This is a genomic window from Streptomyces sp. NPDC051105 (assembly GCF_040682795.1).
Lineage (GTDB): Bacteria > Actinomycetota > Actinomycetes > Streptomycetales > Streptomycetaceae > Streptomyces.
Genome location: NZ_JBFBBR010000009.1, coordinates 325272 through 340071, shown reverse-complemented (window position 1 = coordinate 340071; position 14800 = coordinate 325272). Strand labels below are relative to the sequence as shown.

At 73.5% G+C, this 14800-nt stretch carries 11 protein-coding genes; 5 read left to right on the top strand and 6 right to left on the bottom strand.

Features of this window, described 5'->3' with window-relative positions; genetic code table 11:
- Nucleotides 1-49 precede the first annotated feature (49 nt).
- From AB0N16_RS24045 to AB0N16_RS24035, 3 genes are all read right to left on the bottom strand, one after another.
- A complete protein-coding gene (locus tag AB0N16_RS24045; RefSeq protein ID WP_365799842.1) occupies nucleotides 50-820 on the bottom strand; it encodes a glucose 1-dehydrogenase in 771 nt (256 codons plus the stop codon).
- Between the two features lie 9 nt (nucleotides 821-829).
- Nucleotides 830-1777: an LLM class F420-dependent oxidoreductase gene (locus tag AB0N16_RS24040; RefSeq protein ID WP_365799840.1), complete on the bottom strand. Its 948-nt coding sequence runs from the start codon at nucleotides 1775-1777 to the stop codon at nucleotides 830-832.
- A gap of 262 nt (nucleotides 1778-2039) precedes the next feature.
- Nucleotides 2040-3269, bottom strand: coding sequence for an amidohydrolase family protein (locus AB0N16_RS24035; RefSeq protein WP_365799838.1), 1230 nt, complete (start codon nucleotides 3267-3269; stop codon nucleotides 2040-2042).
- 357 nt (nucleotides 3270-3626) lie between these two features.
- On the opposite strand from AB0N16_RS24035, the gene AB0N16_RS24030 reads away from it, so the two are divergent.
- Both AB0N16_RS24030 and AB0N16_RS24025 read left to right on the top strand, forming a co-directional pair.
- The gene (locus AB0N16_RS24030; RefSeq protein WP_365799836.1) at nucleotides 3627-6575 is read left to right on the top strand and encodes a BTAD domain-containing putative transcriptional regulator; all 2949 of its coding nucleotides are present in this window, start codon (nucleotides 3627-3629) and stop codon (nucleotides 6573-6575) included.
- 205 nt (nucleotides 6576-6780) lie between these two features.
- On the top strand, nucleotides 6781-6963 hold the full coding sequence (locus AB0N16_RS24025; protein ID WP_365799834.1) for a hypothetical protein: 183 nt from the start codon (nucleotides 6781-6783) through the stop codon (nucleotides 6961-6963).
- Between the two features lie 280 nt (nucleotides 6964-7243).
- On the opposite strand, the gene AB0N16_RS24020 is transcribed toward AB0N16_RS24025, so the two are convergent.
- Nucleotides 7244-8821 carry a FadD3 family acyl-CoA ligase gene (locus AB0N16_RS24020; protein ID WP_365800027.1) on the bottom strand — a complete coding sequence of 526 codons (1578 nt, stop codon included), beginning with the start codon at nucleotides 8819-8821 and terminating at the stop codon, nucleotides 7244-7246.
- 120 nt (nucleotides 8822-8941) lie between these two features.
- Between AB0N16_RS24020 and AB0N16_RS24015 the strand changes: the two genes are divergently transcribed.
- From AB0N16_RS24015 to AB0N16_RS24005, 3 genes are read left to right on the top strand one after another with little or no spacing between them, the layout of a single operon-like run.
- Nucleotides 8942-10096, top strand: coding sequence for a lipid-transfer protein (locus AB0N16_RS24015; RefSeq protein WP_365799832.1), 1155 nt, complete (start codon nucleotides 8942-8944; stop codon nucleotides 10094-10096).
- Nucleotide 10097: 1 nt separating this feature from the next.
- Nucleotides 10098-10511, top strand: a complete 414-nt coding sequence (locus AB0N16_RS24010; protein ID WP_365799830.1) for an OB-fold domain-containing protein — start codon at nucleotides 10098-10100, stop codon at nucleotides 10509-10511.
- Nucleotides 10508-11284: an enoyl-CoA hydratase/isomerase family protein gene (locus tag AB0N16_RS24005; RefSeq protein WP_365799828.1), complete on the top strand. Its 777-nt coding sequence runs from the start codon at nucleotides 10508-10510 to the stop codon at nucleotides 11282-11284. Before AB0N16_RS24010 ends, AB0N16_RS24005 begins: the two co-directional genes overlap by 4 nt.
- 154 nt (nucleotides 11285-11438) lie before the next feature.
- On the opposite strand, the gene AB0N16_RS24000 is transcribed toward AB0N16_RS24005, so the two are convergent.
- Together AB0N16_RS24000 and AB0N16_RS23995 are read right to left on the bottom strand one after the other, a co-directional pair.
- Nucleotides 11439-13775 (bottom strand): serine/threonine-protein kinase, encoded by a 2337-nt coding sequence (locus AB0N16_RS24000; RefSeq protein WP_365799826.1) that lies wholly within the window; start codon nucleotides 13773-13775, stop codon nucleotides 11439-11441.
- A 209-nt stretch (nucleotides 13776-13984) separates the two neighbouring features.
- On the bottom strand, nucleotides 13985-14707 hold the full coding sequence (locus tag AB0N16_RS23995) for a VOC family protein (RefSeq protein WP_365799824.1): 723 nt from the start codon (nucleotides 14705-14707) through the stop codon (nucleotides 13985-13987).
- Between the last annotated feature and the right edge of the window lie 93 nt (nucleotides 14708-14800).

The following is a 14800-nucleotide window of genomic DNA, read 5'->3' as shown; positions in this document are numbered from 1 at the left end:
TGGCCGACTGTCGCACCGGCCGCTGCCACCGTCAATAGCTGATGGGCCGTCAGATTACCGAGACCCCGGCCAGCCAGCCCCCGTCGATCACGAACGGCTGCCCGGTGATGTACGACGAGTCGTCCGAGGTCAGGAACAGCGCCAGCCGGGCCACCTCCTCGGCCCGCCCGATCCGGCCCAGCGGCACCAGCTTGCGGTACAGCTCGTCCAGGGCCCGGCTCGTCTCCTCCGGGTCGGCGGTGGGGTCGAGCCGCGCCGGGTTGGACATCGCGGTGTCGATGGCGCCCGGGCAGATCGCGTTGACGCGTATCCGCCGGTCGGCCAGCTCCAGCGCGGCGACCCGGGTGAGCCCGAGCACCGCGTGCTTGGTCGCGGCGTAGGTGCCGACGGCCGCCATGCCGGTGAGCGCGGTGTAGGAGGCGGTGTTGACGATGGTCCCGCCGTCGGCCAGCTCCGGCGCCACCGTCTTCACGCCCAGGAAGCAACCGACCTGGTTGACCTGCACGACCTGCATGAACTCGTCGAGGGGCGTGTCCACGAGCGCGTTGAACCGCAGGATGCCCGCGTTGTTCACCAGCCCGTCGAGCCGGCCGTACGCCTGCTTCGTGGCGGCGACGGCGGCCTGCCACTCCGCCTCCACGCCCACGTCCAGGTGGACGTAGCGGGCCCCGATCTCCTTGGCGAGCGCCTCACCCAGGTCGTCCAGCACGTCCGCCACGACCACGCTCGCGCCCTCCTCGACGAAGAGCCGCGCCTCCTGCTCGCCCTGTCCGCGCGCCGCCCCGGTGACGATGACGACCCGCCCGTCCAGCTTGCCCATGCCACTCCCTCAGGTGAGTCGGGGCGCGACGTCCGCCCCGAACGCCGCGATCTGGTCGATGAGTTCGGCCCGGCTCCGGCTGCGGAACCGCACCTGGATCTGGTGCACGCCCATCGCGCCGTAGGCCCGCAGCGACTCGGCGATGGCCTCCGGGGTGCCGCTGAGGGTGCGGCGGCCCACCGCCCAGTCCGGAGTGCCGACGTACAGCGGTTCGGTGATCGCGCCGACGGTCAGCGGCTCCTCGACGCCGGCCTCCTCGCGCAGTCGCCGCAGGCGGGCGATCTGCGCCGGGAGCCGGTCCCGCGGGTCGCCCTGCGGCAGCCAGCCGTCACCCTTGAGCGCGGCCCGCCGCACGGCGGCCGGCGAGGACCCGCCGACCCACACCGGCACCCGCTCCTGCGCGGGCCGGGGCCGCTGCCCGAGCCCCTCGAAGTCGTAGAACTTGCCGTGGTGGGACGGGAATTCGTCCGGCCCGAGCGCGGCGCGCAACGCGTCGATCGCCTCGTCGAGCACCGCGCCCCGCTGCTCGAAGTCCACCCCCAGCACCTCGAACTCCTCCCGCACGTGCCCCGCCCCGACCCCGAGGATCAGCCGGCCGCCTGAGAGGTGGTCGAGGGTCGCGTACTGCTTGGCGGAGAGGAGGGGGTGGCGCAGGCCCACGACGGCGACATGGCTGAGCAGCCGCACCCGTTCGGTCACGGCGGCCAGGTGGGCGAGGGTGGCCACCGGGTCGTACCAGACCGTGCTCATGGCCTCGGCCAGCCGGTGCGGGATCGCCACGTGGTCGCAGACGGCGAGGTAGGCGAAGCCGGCCCGGTCGACGGCCCGCGCGATCTCGACCAGGTCCGCGGCACCGGCCCCGGCCTCCCAGCCCTCGGCGTAGATCGTGGACCGGGACTGGACGGGGAGCTGTATCCCGTAGGCCGGACGCCCCTCCGGCAGGCTTTGGACGGACACGAACCCTCCTGAATCTGATGGGTCGTCACATCACGGATTGCCGGAGCCATCGTCGTACCTGACGTACCGTCAGACAAGGGTGGGGGACGTGCTCGTCCGGTGCGGATCGTCCGCCGCTCCGACCGATCGGCCCGGGGCCGTCGTGGTCATGTCCCGGGCCTGTCACCGGGTGAGGGCGGTCCGACCGGGGCGCGTTCCGCGCCCGGGACGCGGGCGCGGGACGGTGACCGCACCCCCGCGGACGGGGGCCGGCGCATCCGGATCAGCCCGCCCACAGCCCGTCGGCCGTCAGTCCCAGCAGCTCGATCGCGTTCCCCCGCACGATCCTCTCCACCACGTCCGGGGCCAGGTGGCCCATCTGGGCCTCGCCGACCTCGCGTGACTTCGGCCAAGTGGAGTCGGAGTGCGGGTAGTCGGTCTCGTAGAGGACGTTGCCGATGCCGATGGCGTCCAGGTTCCTCAGGCCGAAGGCGTCGTCGAAGAAGCAGCCGTAGACGTGCTCGGCGAAGAGTTCGGAGGGCGGGCGGGTGACCTTGTCGGCGACGCCGCCCCAGGCGCGGTTCTCCTCCCAGACGACGTCGGCGCGTTCCAGGATGTAGGGGATCCAGCCGATCTGGCCCTCCGCGTACATCACCTTCAGGTTCGGGAAGCGCTCGAACTTGCCGCTCATCAGCCAGTCGACCATCGAGAAGCAGCAGTTGGCGAAGGTGATCGTGGAGCCGACGGCCGGCGGGGCGTCGGCGGAGGTGGAGGGCATCTTGCTGCTGGAGCCGATGTGCATGGCGACGACCGTGCCGGTCTCGTCGCAGGCGGCGAGGAAGGGGTCCCAGGCGTCGGTGTGGACGGAGGGCAGCCCGAGATGCGGGGGTATCTCGGAGAAGGCGACGGCCCGGACACCGCGGGCCGCGTTGCGGCGGACCTCGGCGGCGGCCAGTCCGGCGTCCCACAGCGGGATGAGGGCGAGGGGTATCTGACGGCCCTGGGCCGGCGGGCCGCACCACTCCTCCACCATCCAGTCGTTGTAGGCCTGGACGCAGAGCAGGGCCAGTTCACGGTCCTTGGCCTCGGTGAAGGTCTGCCCGCAGAAGCGCGGGAAGGTCGGGAAACAGAGCGCGGACTGGACGTGGTTGACGTCCATGTCGGCGAGCCGCTGCGGGACGTCGTACGATCCGGCCCGCATCTGCTCGTAGGTGATCACCTCCAGCCTGATCTCGTCCCGGCTGTAGCCGACCGCGGTGTCGAGGCGGGTGAGGGGGCGGTGCAGGTCCTCGTAGATCCACCAGTCGCCGGTGGGGCCGTCCTCCCCGGGCCTGCCCATGACGGGCTTGAACCGGCCGCCGAGGAAGCTCATCTCCCGGAGCGGGGCGCGGACTATGCGCGGCCCGGTGTCCAGGTACTTCTTCGGGAGGCGGGACTGCCAGACGTCCGGCGGCTCCACGGTGTGGTCGTCGACGGAGATGATCAGCGGAAAGGTGCCGTCATGGGTGTCCATGGCGCTCACGGTAGCGCCGATCTGACGAACCGTCAGCTAGTGGGGGGACGGTTGGCCGGACCTCCGCGGGCGGGGTGCCGGGGCGGGGACGGCCGGCCGGTGGGAGCGGCGGCCGCACCGCCGGGACCGGCTCGGCGGGCGGTGCGGGAGGAACTGCGGGGCTCCGGCGCGGAGGACGCGGACCCCGCCCGGCGGAAACGTTCCCTCACGAACCGGGCCTGTCACGGAGGCCACTGCCGTGTGAAGACTGTGTGGACCACCGTGTGTCGCCCTGTGATCGGTGTCTCGCCAGGCTGACGCGACTCCCGTGAACAAGGCAAACTGACGGGGTGGATCGGGATGTCTAGGGGGACGGGCATGGACGGTGGACCGCGGGTACCGGAGCAGCGGCGCCCCTCCTCCTCGGCGGAGGCGGCGTTGCGCTTCAGTGTGCTCGGTCCGGTGCGCGCATGGCGCGAGGGACAGCCGCTCAACACCGGCTCCCCCCAGCAACGCGCCCTGCTCGCCGCCCTGTTGCTGCGCGAGGGCCGCACGGCGACCGCGGCCGAGCTGATCGACGCGCTGTGGGGCCCCGAGCCGCCGTCGCAGGCGCTGGCGGCGGTACGCACGTACGCGTCCCGGCTGCGCAAGATCCTGGACCCGGGCGTCCTGGTCAGCGAGTCCGGCGGCTACGCGGTGCGCGGCCTCGGCGAGGGCGCCCTGGACCTGGCGGTGGTGCAGGACCTGTCGGCGGAGGCGGAGAAGGCGCGGAGCGGCGGGGACCTGGGCCGGGCGAGGGAGTTGCTCGGGCGCGCCCTGTCCCAGTGGGACGGCGAGGCGCTGGCCGGCGTCCCCGGCCCGTACGCCGACGCGCACCGGGTCCGCCTGGACGAGTGGCGGCTGCAGCTCCTGGAGTCCCGCCTGGACATGGACCTGGAGCAGGGCTGCCACGCGGAGGCGGTGTCGGAGCTGACCGCGCTGACCGCGGCCCATCCGCTCCGGGAGCGGCTGCGCGAGCTGCTGATGCTGGCCCTGTACCGCAGCGGCCGGCAGGCCGAGGCCCTCGCCGTGTACGCGGACACGCGCCGTCTGCTTGGCGAGGAGCTGGGCGTCGACCCGCGCCCCGGCCTGCGGGACCTCCAGCAGCGGATCCTGCAGGCCGACCCGGCCCTGGCGGAACCCTCCTCGCCCGCCGCGGACCCCCCGGCCACCCTGGTCCGCCCCGCCCAGCTCCCGGCCACCGTGCCCGACTTCACCGGCCGGGCCGGCAGCGTCACCGAGCTGAGCGAGGTGCTGGCGTCGGCGGAGGGCCGGGTGATGGCCGTGTCGGCGCTGGCCGGCATCGGCGGCGTGGGCAAGACCACGCTGGCCGTCCATGTGGCCCACCAGGCCCGATCGTCCTTCCCGGACGGCCAGTTGTACGTCGACCTGCAAGGGGCGGGGCCCCGGGCGGCGGAACCGGAGACGGTCCTGGGCTCCTTCCTCCGCGCCCTGGGCACCCCGGACTCCGCCATTCCGGACACCCTGGACGACCGGGCGGCCCTGTACCGCTCGGTGCTGGACGGCCGCCGGGTGCTGGTGCTGCTGGACAACGCGAAGGACGCGGCCCAGGTGCGCCCGCTGCTGCCGGGCACCGAGGGCTGTGCGGCACTGGTCACCTCCCGGGTCCGGATGGTGGACCTGGCCGGGGCGCATCTGGTGGACCTGGACGTGATGTCCCCGGACGAGGCGCTCCAGCTGTTCACGAGGATCGTCGGCGCGGAGCGGGTGGCCGCCGAGCGCGAGGCGGCGCTGGACGTGGTGGCCGCGTGCGGCTTCCTGCCGCTGGCGATCCGTATCGCCGCGTCCCGGCTCGCGGCCCGCCGCACCTGGACGGTCTCGGTACTGGCGGCGAAGCTCGGCGACGAGCGCCGCCGGCTGGACGAACTCCAGGCTGGCGACCTGGCGGTGAAGGCGACCTTCGAACTCGGCTACGGCCAGCTGGAACCGGCGCAGGCCCGCGCGTTCCGCCTGCTGGGCCTGGCGGACGGCCCGGACATCTCGCTGGCGGCGGCCGCGGCGGTCCTGGACCTCCCGGCGGAGGAGACGGAGGACCTCCTGGAGGCCCTGGTCGACACGTCCCTCCTGGAGTCGGCGGCCCCCGGCCGCTACCGCTTCCACGACCTGGTCCGCCTCTACGCACGCGCCTGCGCGGAACGCGACGAACAGCCGCCCAGGGAACGGGAGGCGGCGATGTCCCGGCTCCTGGACTTCTATCTGGCGACGGCGGCCGGGGTCTACGCCCTCGAACGGCCCGGCGACCGGCTGGTGGACCACCTGGCCACGCCCGACCACCCCGGGCTGGTCTTCGCGGACCGGCACCGGGCGCAGGACTGGCTGTACGCGGAAGCGGTGTCCCTGCTGGCCTGTGTCCGGCAGTCCGCGGGCTCGGGACTCCTCGTACGGGCGGTCGACGTGCTGTGGGCCGCCGTGGACCTGGCCGAGTCCGGCACCAACTCCAAGGAGTACGCCGGAGTCGCGTCAACGCTGCGCGAGGCGGCACGGCGGGCCGAGGACCCACGCGCGGAGGCCCGGGCCCTGATCACGCTGGCCTACGCCCACAGCGTCACCGGCCGGTTCGACCTGGCCGACGAGGAGGCCGGGCGGGCCCGCGAGCTGACGACCGCGTCCGTCGATCCGCTGGCGAGCTGCTGGTCGTCCAACATCCTCGGGGTGATCGCGGTCTACCAGAGCCGCCACGACGACGGCGAGGCCCATCTCACCCGGGCGATCGAGGGCTTCCGCGCCTGCGACGACCGCCCGGGCGAGGCCAGTGCCCTGTGCAACCTCTCCCGCATCCACCTGGCCACCGGACGGACCGAGAGCGCGGTGACCCTGGCCCGGCAGGGCACGGAGATGTACGACGCCATGGGGCACGCCCTCAAGGGCGCCAACGGCCGCTACGCCCTCGGTCTCGCCCTGACCAAGCACGGTGCGCTCACCGAGGCGAGCGCCCGGCTGCAGGAGGCCCTCGAGGTGTTCCGGGACAGCCGCCAGCGCATGTGGGAGGGCATGTCCCTGTTCCGGCTGGCCGAGGTCGACCTGGCCGCGCCGCGTCCGGGGCAGGCCGCCGCCAACGCCGAGGCGGCGCTGACCGTGCTGCGCGGCATCGGCGGCGACTGGCGGCGGGCGAACGTGCTGGTCGTGCTCGGGCACGCGTTGCACGGCATCGGGCAGTCCGGCCGGGGGCAGGTCTGCTGGCGCGAGGCGCTGGACCTGTTCGAGGCGCTGGGCGCCCCCGAGGCCGGCTCGGTGCGGGCCCTTCTCCAGCCGCTCACGGTCACCTGAGTCCGACCCCCGGGGGGGTCGTTCATCGTTCGTTTATCGCCGTCCGGCACTCTCGTGGTGTCGTTCCGTCGCGTCGGGGGGCAGGCGGGGCGACCTGGGCCGTTGCACTACGGTGAGCGGTCATGACGCCTGTCCGGCGGGCTCGGGGGAGCCGCCGGACAGGCGGCCTACTTCAGGGCACCGAACTGTCAGGGGAGCAGCGAACATGAGCGACACCAACAGCACCGACAACATCCACGCGACGGACGTCGAGGACGAGACGAGCGTCAGCACGGACAACATCCACGCGACGAGCGAGCCGTTGACGACCGCGAACCCCCTCAAGGTGGACGACGCCACCACAGAGGTCGGCACGGACAACATCCACGCCACGGGCGAGACGGCCTGACAAAACCTTCCCGCGGACGGGGACCGGCCGCGGCGGCGCCGAGGGGGAGCCGCCGCGGCCGAGGTGTGCCCGGGGCGGGGGCGAGGCCGGTCCGCGCCGGGTGTGCCCGGGGCGGGGGCGAGGCCGGTCCGCGCCGGGTGTGCCCGGGGCGGGGGCGAGGCCGGTCCGCGCCACGGCCGCCCCTCGGTCACCCGGCTCCGGGTCTTCGCGCACACCCACGGTTCGCGGCTGAACCGGCTGGCGCAGGCGGGCCCGCTCGAGCCGCCCGTCCGAAGCCGGCCTAGGCGAGCCGGCGGCCCCGCAGCTCCCCCTTCACCACCTTCCCGCTCGCGTTCCGCGGCAGCTCGCCCACGAACTCCACCACCCGCGGCACCTTGTAGTTCGCCATCTCCCGGCGCGCCCAGGCGATCAGGTCGTCCCCGGTCAGCACCGAGCCCCGGCGGCGCACCACGAACGCCCTGCCGACCTCGCCCAGCCGCCCGTCCGGCACGCCGATCACCGCCACGTCCGCCACATCCGGGTGCAGACCCAGCAGTTGCTCTATCTCCGCCGGGTAGGCGTTGAAGCCACCGACGATGAACATGTCCTTGAGCCGGTCGGTGATCCGCAGGTTCCCGGCCGCGTCCAGGACGCCGACGTCGCCGGTGCGCAGCCAGCCGTCCGCCGTCAGCGTCTCGGCGGTCGCGGTCGCGTCCTCGTAGTAGCCGCGCATGACGTTGAAGCCCCGGACCAGTACCTCGCCCGGTTCGCCCGGCGCCGCGTCCACCCGTACCTCGGTGCCGGGGATCGCCCGCCCCGACGTCGACGCGATCACCGAAGGGGGGTCCCCGCGGCGGCACATCGTCACGATGCCGCTCGCCTCCGAGAGGCCGTACGCCGTCAGCACCGTCTCCACGCCCAGTTCGCCGCGCAGCCGCTCGACCAGGAGCAGGGGTACGACCGCCGCTCCCGTGACCACCAGCCGCAGCGCCGAGAGGTCATGGGTGTCGCGCGCCGGGTGGTCGAGGAGCGACTGGTGGAGGGTCGGGGGACCGGGCAGTACGGAGACCCGTTCCGCCGCGACGTTCGCCAGCACCGTCTCCACGTTGAACACCGGCTGCGGGATCATCGTCGCGCCCCGCATCAGGCAGGCGATCACCCCGGCCTTGTAGCCGAACGTGTGGAAGAAGGGGTTCACGATCAGATAGCGGTCGTCCGTGCGCAGGCCCGCCAGGTCGGCCCACACCTCGTACGCCCGCAGGGTCTGCTCGTGCGTGATCACCGCGCCCTTGGGGCGGCCCGTCGTACCGGAGGTGAAGACGATGTCGGAGAGCGAGTCACCGGCCAACCCGGCCGAACGGGCGGCGACCTCTCCGGCCGCCACGCCCTCCCCGGCCGCCAGGAAGTCCTTCCAGGTACGGAAGTCCACCGGCGCGTCCTCCGACAGCACCACCACGTCCCGCAGCAGCGGCAGCCCCGGCAGCGGGCCCGGGGAGTCCCCCTCCCCCGCCGCCCGCCTGAGCGAGGCCACGTACGACGTGCCCAGGAACGTCCCCGTCACGAACAGCAGGCGCGCCCCGCTCCGGCGCAGCACGTCCGCCGCCTCGGCGCCCTTGAAGCGGGTGTTCAGCGGGACCAGCACCCCGCCCGCCGAGACAGCGCCCAGTGCCGCGACGATCCAGTCCAGGGAGTTGGGCGCCCACACGGCCACCCGGTCGCCCATCTCGACGCCGGCGGCCATGCAGGCGGCCGCCGCCCGTTCCACCCGGGAGCCCAGCTCGGCGTAGGTGACGCGGGTACGGCCGTCCACCACCGCCTCGGCGTCCGCGTACCGCCGGGCCGCCGACCGCACCAGTCCCGGAACGGTCCCCCACTCCATGTCACCGCGCACAACGGCCTCCCCAGGCGAGAGCACAGAACGCATAGCTGACGGTACGTCAGATTAGCGGTAGCCTGACGGACTGTCAGCAGCCCTTCAGCAGCTCGCGGAGGTGTGCACATGGCCGGGATCCGGGACGCCACCGCCATCGTCGGGATCGGACAGACCCCCTTCGCCAAACGGCTCGACGAGGACGAGCGGACCCTCGCCTGCCGTGCCGTCCTCGCCGCTCTCGACGACGCCGGGATCGCCCCCGCCGAGGTCGACGCCCTCGCCTCCTTCACCATGGAGGAGACCGACGAGGTGGAGCTGGCCAAGGCGGTCGGGTTCGGCGACCTGACCTTCTTCAGCAAGGTGGGGTACGGGGGCGGCGGCTCCTGTGCCACGGTCGCGCACCTCGCCGCCGCGATCGCCGCCGGTCAGGCCACGATCGGCGTCGCCTGGCGATCACGGAAGCGCGGCTCCGGACCCCGCCCCTGGACCAACACCACCGTCCAGCTCCCGACCCCCGCCCAGTGGACCCGGCCCTTCGGACTGCTCCGGCCCGCCGACGAGATAGCCATGCTCACCCGCCGCTACATGCACGAGTACGGCGCCACCCGCGACCACCTCTTCAACGTCGCCCTCGCCTGCCGCAACCGCGCCAACCAGAACCCCGCCGCCGTCATGTACGACCGCCCCCTGACCCGCGAGATGTACATGACCTCCCGGTGGATCAGCGAGCCCCTCTGCCTCTTCGACAACTGCCTGGAGACGGACGGGGCGTTGGCGTGCGTGGTGGTCAGCAGGGAGCGCGCCCGCGACTGCGCCCGGAAACCCGTCTACGTCCACTCCGCCGCCCAGGGCCTCCCCGCCCAGCACCACGGCATGGTCAACTACTGGAACGACGACCCGCTCACCGGTCCGGCCTGGACCGCCGCCCGGCACCTGTGGAAGCACGCCGACTTCACCCCGGAGGACGTCGACGTGGCCCAGATCTACGACGCCTTCAGCGCGCTGATCCCGCTCTCCCTGGAGGGATACGGCTTCTGCGGGAGAGGGGAAGGCGCGGCCTTCACCGAGCAGGGGGCGCTGGAGATCGGCGGGCGGCTGCCCGTCAACACCGGGGGCGGCGGGCTCAGCGAGGCCTACGTGCACGGGTTCAACCTCATCACCGAGGGCGTCAAGCAGCTGCGCGGTACCAGTACCGCGCAGGTCCCCGGCGCCGCCACCTGCCTGGTCACCGCGGGCGAGGGCGTGCCGACCTCCGCCCTCCTCCTCACCAACCGGAGCTGAGATGCTGCGACCGGCCATCGACAGCGACGGCGCACCCTTCTGGGAGTACGCGGCGCTCGGCGAACTCCGCGTCCAGGCCTGCGCCGACTGCCACGAGCCCCGCTTCCCGCCCCGCCCCTGCTGCCCGCACTGCCAGTCCTTCGCGAGCGAGTGGCGGCCGACGAGCGGCCGGGGGCGGATCTGGTCGTACGTCGTCCCGCACCCGCCGCTGCTCCCGGAGTACGCGGCCCAGGCGCCGTACAACGTCGTGGTCGTGGAACTGGCGGACATGCCGCGGATACGCCTGGTGGGGAACCTGGTCAGCGCGGCCGGGGCACCGCTCGACTCCCTCTCCCCCGACCGGATCCGGATCGGCACCCGGGTGCAGGCCGTGTTCGCGGACGGCCTTCCGCAGTGGGTCCTGGAGCGGCCGTGAGCCTGCGCCTCGACACGGACAAGGACACCGGCGTCGCCGTCGTCACCCTCGACCGCCCGGAGAAGCTCAACGCCATCGACCTCGCGACCGCCGCCGAACTCTCCGCCGCCTGGCGGGGGTTGCGCTTCGACGACGCCGTACGGGCCGTCGTCCTCACCGGTACCGGCGGGCGCGCCTTCAGCACCGGTCTTGACCGGGACGCCGTCGTGCCGCAGCCGTCCTCGCCGTACAGCCAGGACGATCCGCTGATCGCGATCGGCCCCAAGACGAACGACCTGTGGAAGCCGGTGATCGCCGCCGTGGCCGGAATGGCCTGCGGGGGTGCCTTCTATCTCCTCGGCGAGGCGGACTTCGTCATCGCCGACGAGACCGCCGCCTTCTTCGACCCGCACACCTCCTACGGCATGGTCAGCGCGTACGAGTCGGTGCTGATGGCACAGCGGATGCCGTACGGGGAGGTGGCCCGGATGGTGCTCATGGGCAACGCCGAGCGCGTCTCGGCCCGGCGGGCGTACGAGGTGGGGCTGGTGTCCGAAGTGACCGAGCCGGGGCAGGCGTTGGCGGCGGCCGTGCGGTGCGCGACCGTGATCGCCGGGTATCCGGCCGAGGGGGTGCAGGGGAGCGTGCGGGCGCTGTGGGCGGCGAAGGAGGCGGCGCGGGAGCGGGGGTACGGGCAGGCGCCGTACCTCATCGCACTGGGGAACCTGCCGGACGACCGGCAGGCCGAACTGTTCGGAAACCGGCCCCGGACCACGCCGCCCCGCATTCGCTGAGTCGCCGCGGGGGGGCCGACGGCCGTCGGGCGACTGCGGGCACGTCGCGGCAGAAGGGGCGCTGCTCTCGTGCCCCTTTAGGGGCGCGGGGAACTGCGCGAACGGCCCCCACGGCGCCGCGGTGGCCGTGTGACCCGCACCACCCCCGCGGCGCTCACGCGGTCCGTGCCGTACCGGTGCCTTTCTCGGCGTCCAAGGCATACACGCACCGGTCCTTGCTGCACGCGTACACCACCCCGTCCCGCACCACCGGCGACCCGGTGATCTCCCCGCCGGTCGCCAGCTTCCACCGCAGCCGGCCGTCGTCGGCCTTCAGGGTGTAGAGGAGATGGTCGGTGGAGCCGAAGTGGATCCGGCCCTCCGCCACCACCGGCGTCCCCACCACGTCGCCGCCCGCCTGGAAACGCCACTTGGGCGTCCCGGTGACCGCGTCCAGGGTGTACAGCCCCTTGCCGCTGCCGACGTGCACGTGCCCGGCGGCCACCAGTACCGGCTCGATCGACGCGCGGGCCTCCGTCGCGATGCGCCAGCGGTCGCGGCCGTCGGTGGCGTCGAGGGCGTACACGGTGCCGAGATAGTCCGCGAGGTAGATGCCGCCGCCGGTGACCGCCGGGCCGGGTACGAAGGCCGGCGGGGAGAGGAAGACGGCCGGTGCCTCGAAGTGCCAGCGGACGCGCCCCGTCGCCGTGTCGAGGGCGATGACGCGGGTGCCCGCGGAGGCGTACACGCAGCCGTCGGGGGCGTGGGTGAGCCGGACCGGGACGCCGCCGCAGGAGGCCGCGTCGCCGATGGGGTAGGACCAGCGCTCGTCGCCGGTCCGGGCGTCCAGCGCGCGCAGGCGGGCGTCCTGCCAGACGAAGACCGTGCCCTCGTGCAGGGAGGGCCCGGACTCGGGGGCCTCGAAGTCGGTCTGGGCGCCGGACAGTTCCCAGAGTTTCTGCCCGTTGGAGGCCTCCCAGGCCTGGACGCCACCGCCCCGGGTGCCGGTGACGAGGGTGCCGCGGTCGGCCTTGAGGGCGTACACCCAGGCGTCGGTGGACAGCCGCCACAGGTCGCCGCCCTCGCGGGCCTCCAGGGCGAACAGGGTCGGTCCGTCGGAGGCGTGGATACGGCCGTCCGCGACCGCCATGGACCAGGCGACGTCCCTGGTCTTGAAGCGGCGCCGGCCGGTGGCGACGTCGAGGGCGTGCACCTCGAAGGAGGTGACGTAGACGAGGTCGCCGTCGACGGCCGGGGTGCCCCACACGTCGTTGGACATCCGGAACCGCCAGGGCCGCCAGCCGGACGCCGTCTCCGGGGGCTGGACGGGCACGGGCGGTACGGCGGGGTCGGCGCCGTTGACGCCCGGGCGCGGCCGGGACCAGTTGGCCACCAGGCCGGCCTCCGGCGGGGGCGCCTTGACGGCGGCGGCACGGGCGTCGGCGACCCGCGGGCCGGGGCCGATCGGCACCTGGGCGCCGGCCAGCCGGACCGGGCCGGCGTCGGGGGCGCCGACCGGGACCGGGACGACGGGGTCGTAGGAGGGCGGCGGGGGGACCGCGAGCCGGCCGCCGCTGCGGGCGCCGGACGGATGGGCGGAGGGCTTCACGGCCGGGCGGCCGCCGCGCCGGGACTCGATCAGCGCGACCGCCTTCTCGGGCAGCCACGCGGACGCCGTACCGCTGTCGTCGGAGCCGGAGCCGAAGAGATGGGGGGCCAGCTGGGCCTGGAGGTCGGCGGGGTTGGGGCGGCCGACGGCCTCCATCTGCATACAGGACTCGATGAGGGGGCGGAGTTCCTCCGGGAGGCCTTCGAGGTCCGGGCCCTCGCGCAGCAGCATGAAGACGGTCTCGACCGGGTTGGCACCGTGGAAGGGCGGGTGGCCGGTGGCGGCGAAGACGAGCATGGAGCCGAGGGAGAAGACGTCGCTGGCGCCGGTGACGCTGCGGGAGTCCTTGGCCTGCTCGGGGGACATGTAGGCGGGGGTGCCGACCGCGACGTTCGTCATCGTCAAACGGGTGTTCGAGACGCCGGACGCGATGCCGAAGTCGATGACCCGGGGGCCGTCCTCCACGACGAGGACGTTCGACGGTTTCAGGTCCCGGTGCACCAGGCCCGCGCCGTGGATCGACTGGAGCGCCTCCGCGACGCCCGCCGCGAGCCAGCGGACCGCCTGGGCCGGGAGCGGCCCGCAGTCGTTCACTATCTCTTCGAGCGAGGGCGCGGGAACGTACGCGGTCGCCAGCCACGGCACCGCCGCGCGCGGGTCGGCGTCGACCACGGCCGCCGTGTAGAAGCCGGAGACCGCGCGGGCCGCCTCCACCTCGCGGGTGAAGCGGACCCGGAACAGCTGGTCCTCGGCGAGTTCGGTCCGGACCGTCTTGATCGCCACGCGCCGGCCGGACGCCGAGCGCGCGAGATAGACCAGCCCCATGCCGCCGGCCCCCAGCCGTCCCAGCACCTCGAACGGCCCGATCCGCCGCGGATCGTGCTGCGTCAGCTGATCCACCACTTGCCTGCCACCTCCCCGTACGGGCCCCGTCCACCCACATATGTACGCGACCCCGTGCAGCGTCTCACCACCGCACCGCCATGGCGGCACGCACCCCGATTCTTCCTGGCCCGGGCACAGGTTGCGAACCCGGCGACCAATCGGGGTGTCACATGACAAAGTGAGACATTTCTCCACCGAGAGCCGTCTGTATCCGTCTACATCCGGCCTCAGCGTTGCAGCAGCGCGAAGGACGCCCCCTGATTGTCGGTCACGACGGCCACCTTCCCGTACGACGTCTCGAAGGGCGGCGCCTGGACCCGGCCGCCCAGCTGCCGCACGGCCTCGACCGCGGCCCCCACGTCCCCGGTGCGGAAGTGGACGACGAACTGTGGCGGCATCCCGGCGTAGAAGACGTCGGAGAGGGGGGCGCGGCCGAAGTCCGGGTCGGCGTCGGGGCCGAACAGGGCGTCGGCGAAGAGGTGGCCGTAGAAGGTGTTGGCCGCGTCGGTGTCACTGGTGTAGAGCTGCGCCCAGGCGAAGGTGCCGGGGGCGTGCCGGACGCCGAAACCGGGGTGCCTCGCGGCCTGCCAGAGGCCGAAGACGGCGCCCTGGGGGTCGGCGACCAGGGCGGCGGTGCCGAGGTCACGGACCGGCGCCGGGTCGTTCACGATCTGGCCGCCGGCGGCGAGGATCCGCCGGGCGAGGTCCCGGGCGTCCGGGGTCGCGAAGTACACCGTCCAGACAGTGGGCATCCGGCCGTCGCGCTTCCGTGCCAGCCTGGCGACGGCCGCGCCGTCCAGCCGGGCCCACACGGCTCCCGGTCCGGCGTCCTCGAAGGTCCATCCGAAGAGCCCGCCGTAGAACCGCTTGCCCGCCTCGACGTCGGGAAGCTGCACGTCCACCCAGCACGGGACGCCCTCCGGGTATGCGGATGCCCTGTTTTCGGCCATGTCGTCAAAGTAACCGCCCCGCCCGCACCCCGCAGACCAACCGCACCACCTGGGGTGGCGCCGCCCACGCACCCCTCACCCACCCCCCATACA

Bases quoted from the DNA above. Each gene is read 5' to 3' on its own strand.
- AB0N16_RS24045 (WP_365799842.1), bottom strand. From the start codon at position 820: ATGGGCAAGCTGGACGGGCGGGTCGTCATCGTCACCGGGGCGGCGCGC.
- AB0N16_RS24035 (WP_365799838.1), bottom strand. From the start codon at position 3,269: ATGGACACCCATGACGGCACCTTTCCGCTGATCATCTCCGTCGACGAC.
- AB0N16_RS24030 (WP_365799836.1), top strand. From the start codon at position 3,627: ATGGACGGTGGACCGCGGGTACCGGAGCAGCGGCGCCCCTCCTCCTCG.
- AB0N16_RS24025 (WP_365799834.1), top strand. From the start codon at position 6,781: ATGAGCGACACCAACAGCACCGACAACATCCACGCGACGGACGTCGAG.
- AB0N16_RS24020 (WP_365800027.1), bottom strand. From the start codon at position 8,821: ATGGAGTGGGGGACCGTTCCGGGACTGGTGCGGTCGGCGGCCCGGCGG.
- AB0N16_RS24015 (WP_365799832.1), top strand. From the start codon at position 8,942: ATGGCCGGGATCCGGGACGCCACCGCCATCGTCGGGATCGGACAGACC.
- AB0N16_RS24010 (WP_365799830.1), top strand. From the start codon at position 10,098: ATGCTGCGACCGGCCATCGACAGCGACGGCGCACCCTTCTGGGAGTAC.
- AB0N16_RS23995 (WP_365799824.1), bottom strand. From the start codon at position 14,707: ATGGCCGAAAACAGGGCATCCGCATACCCGGAGGGCGTCCCGTGCTGG.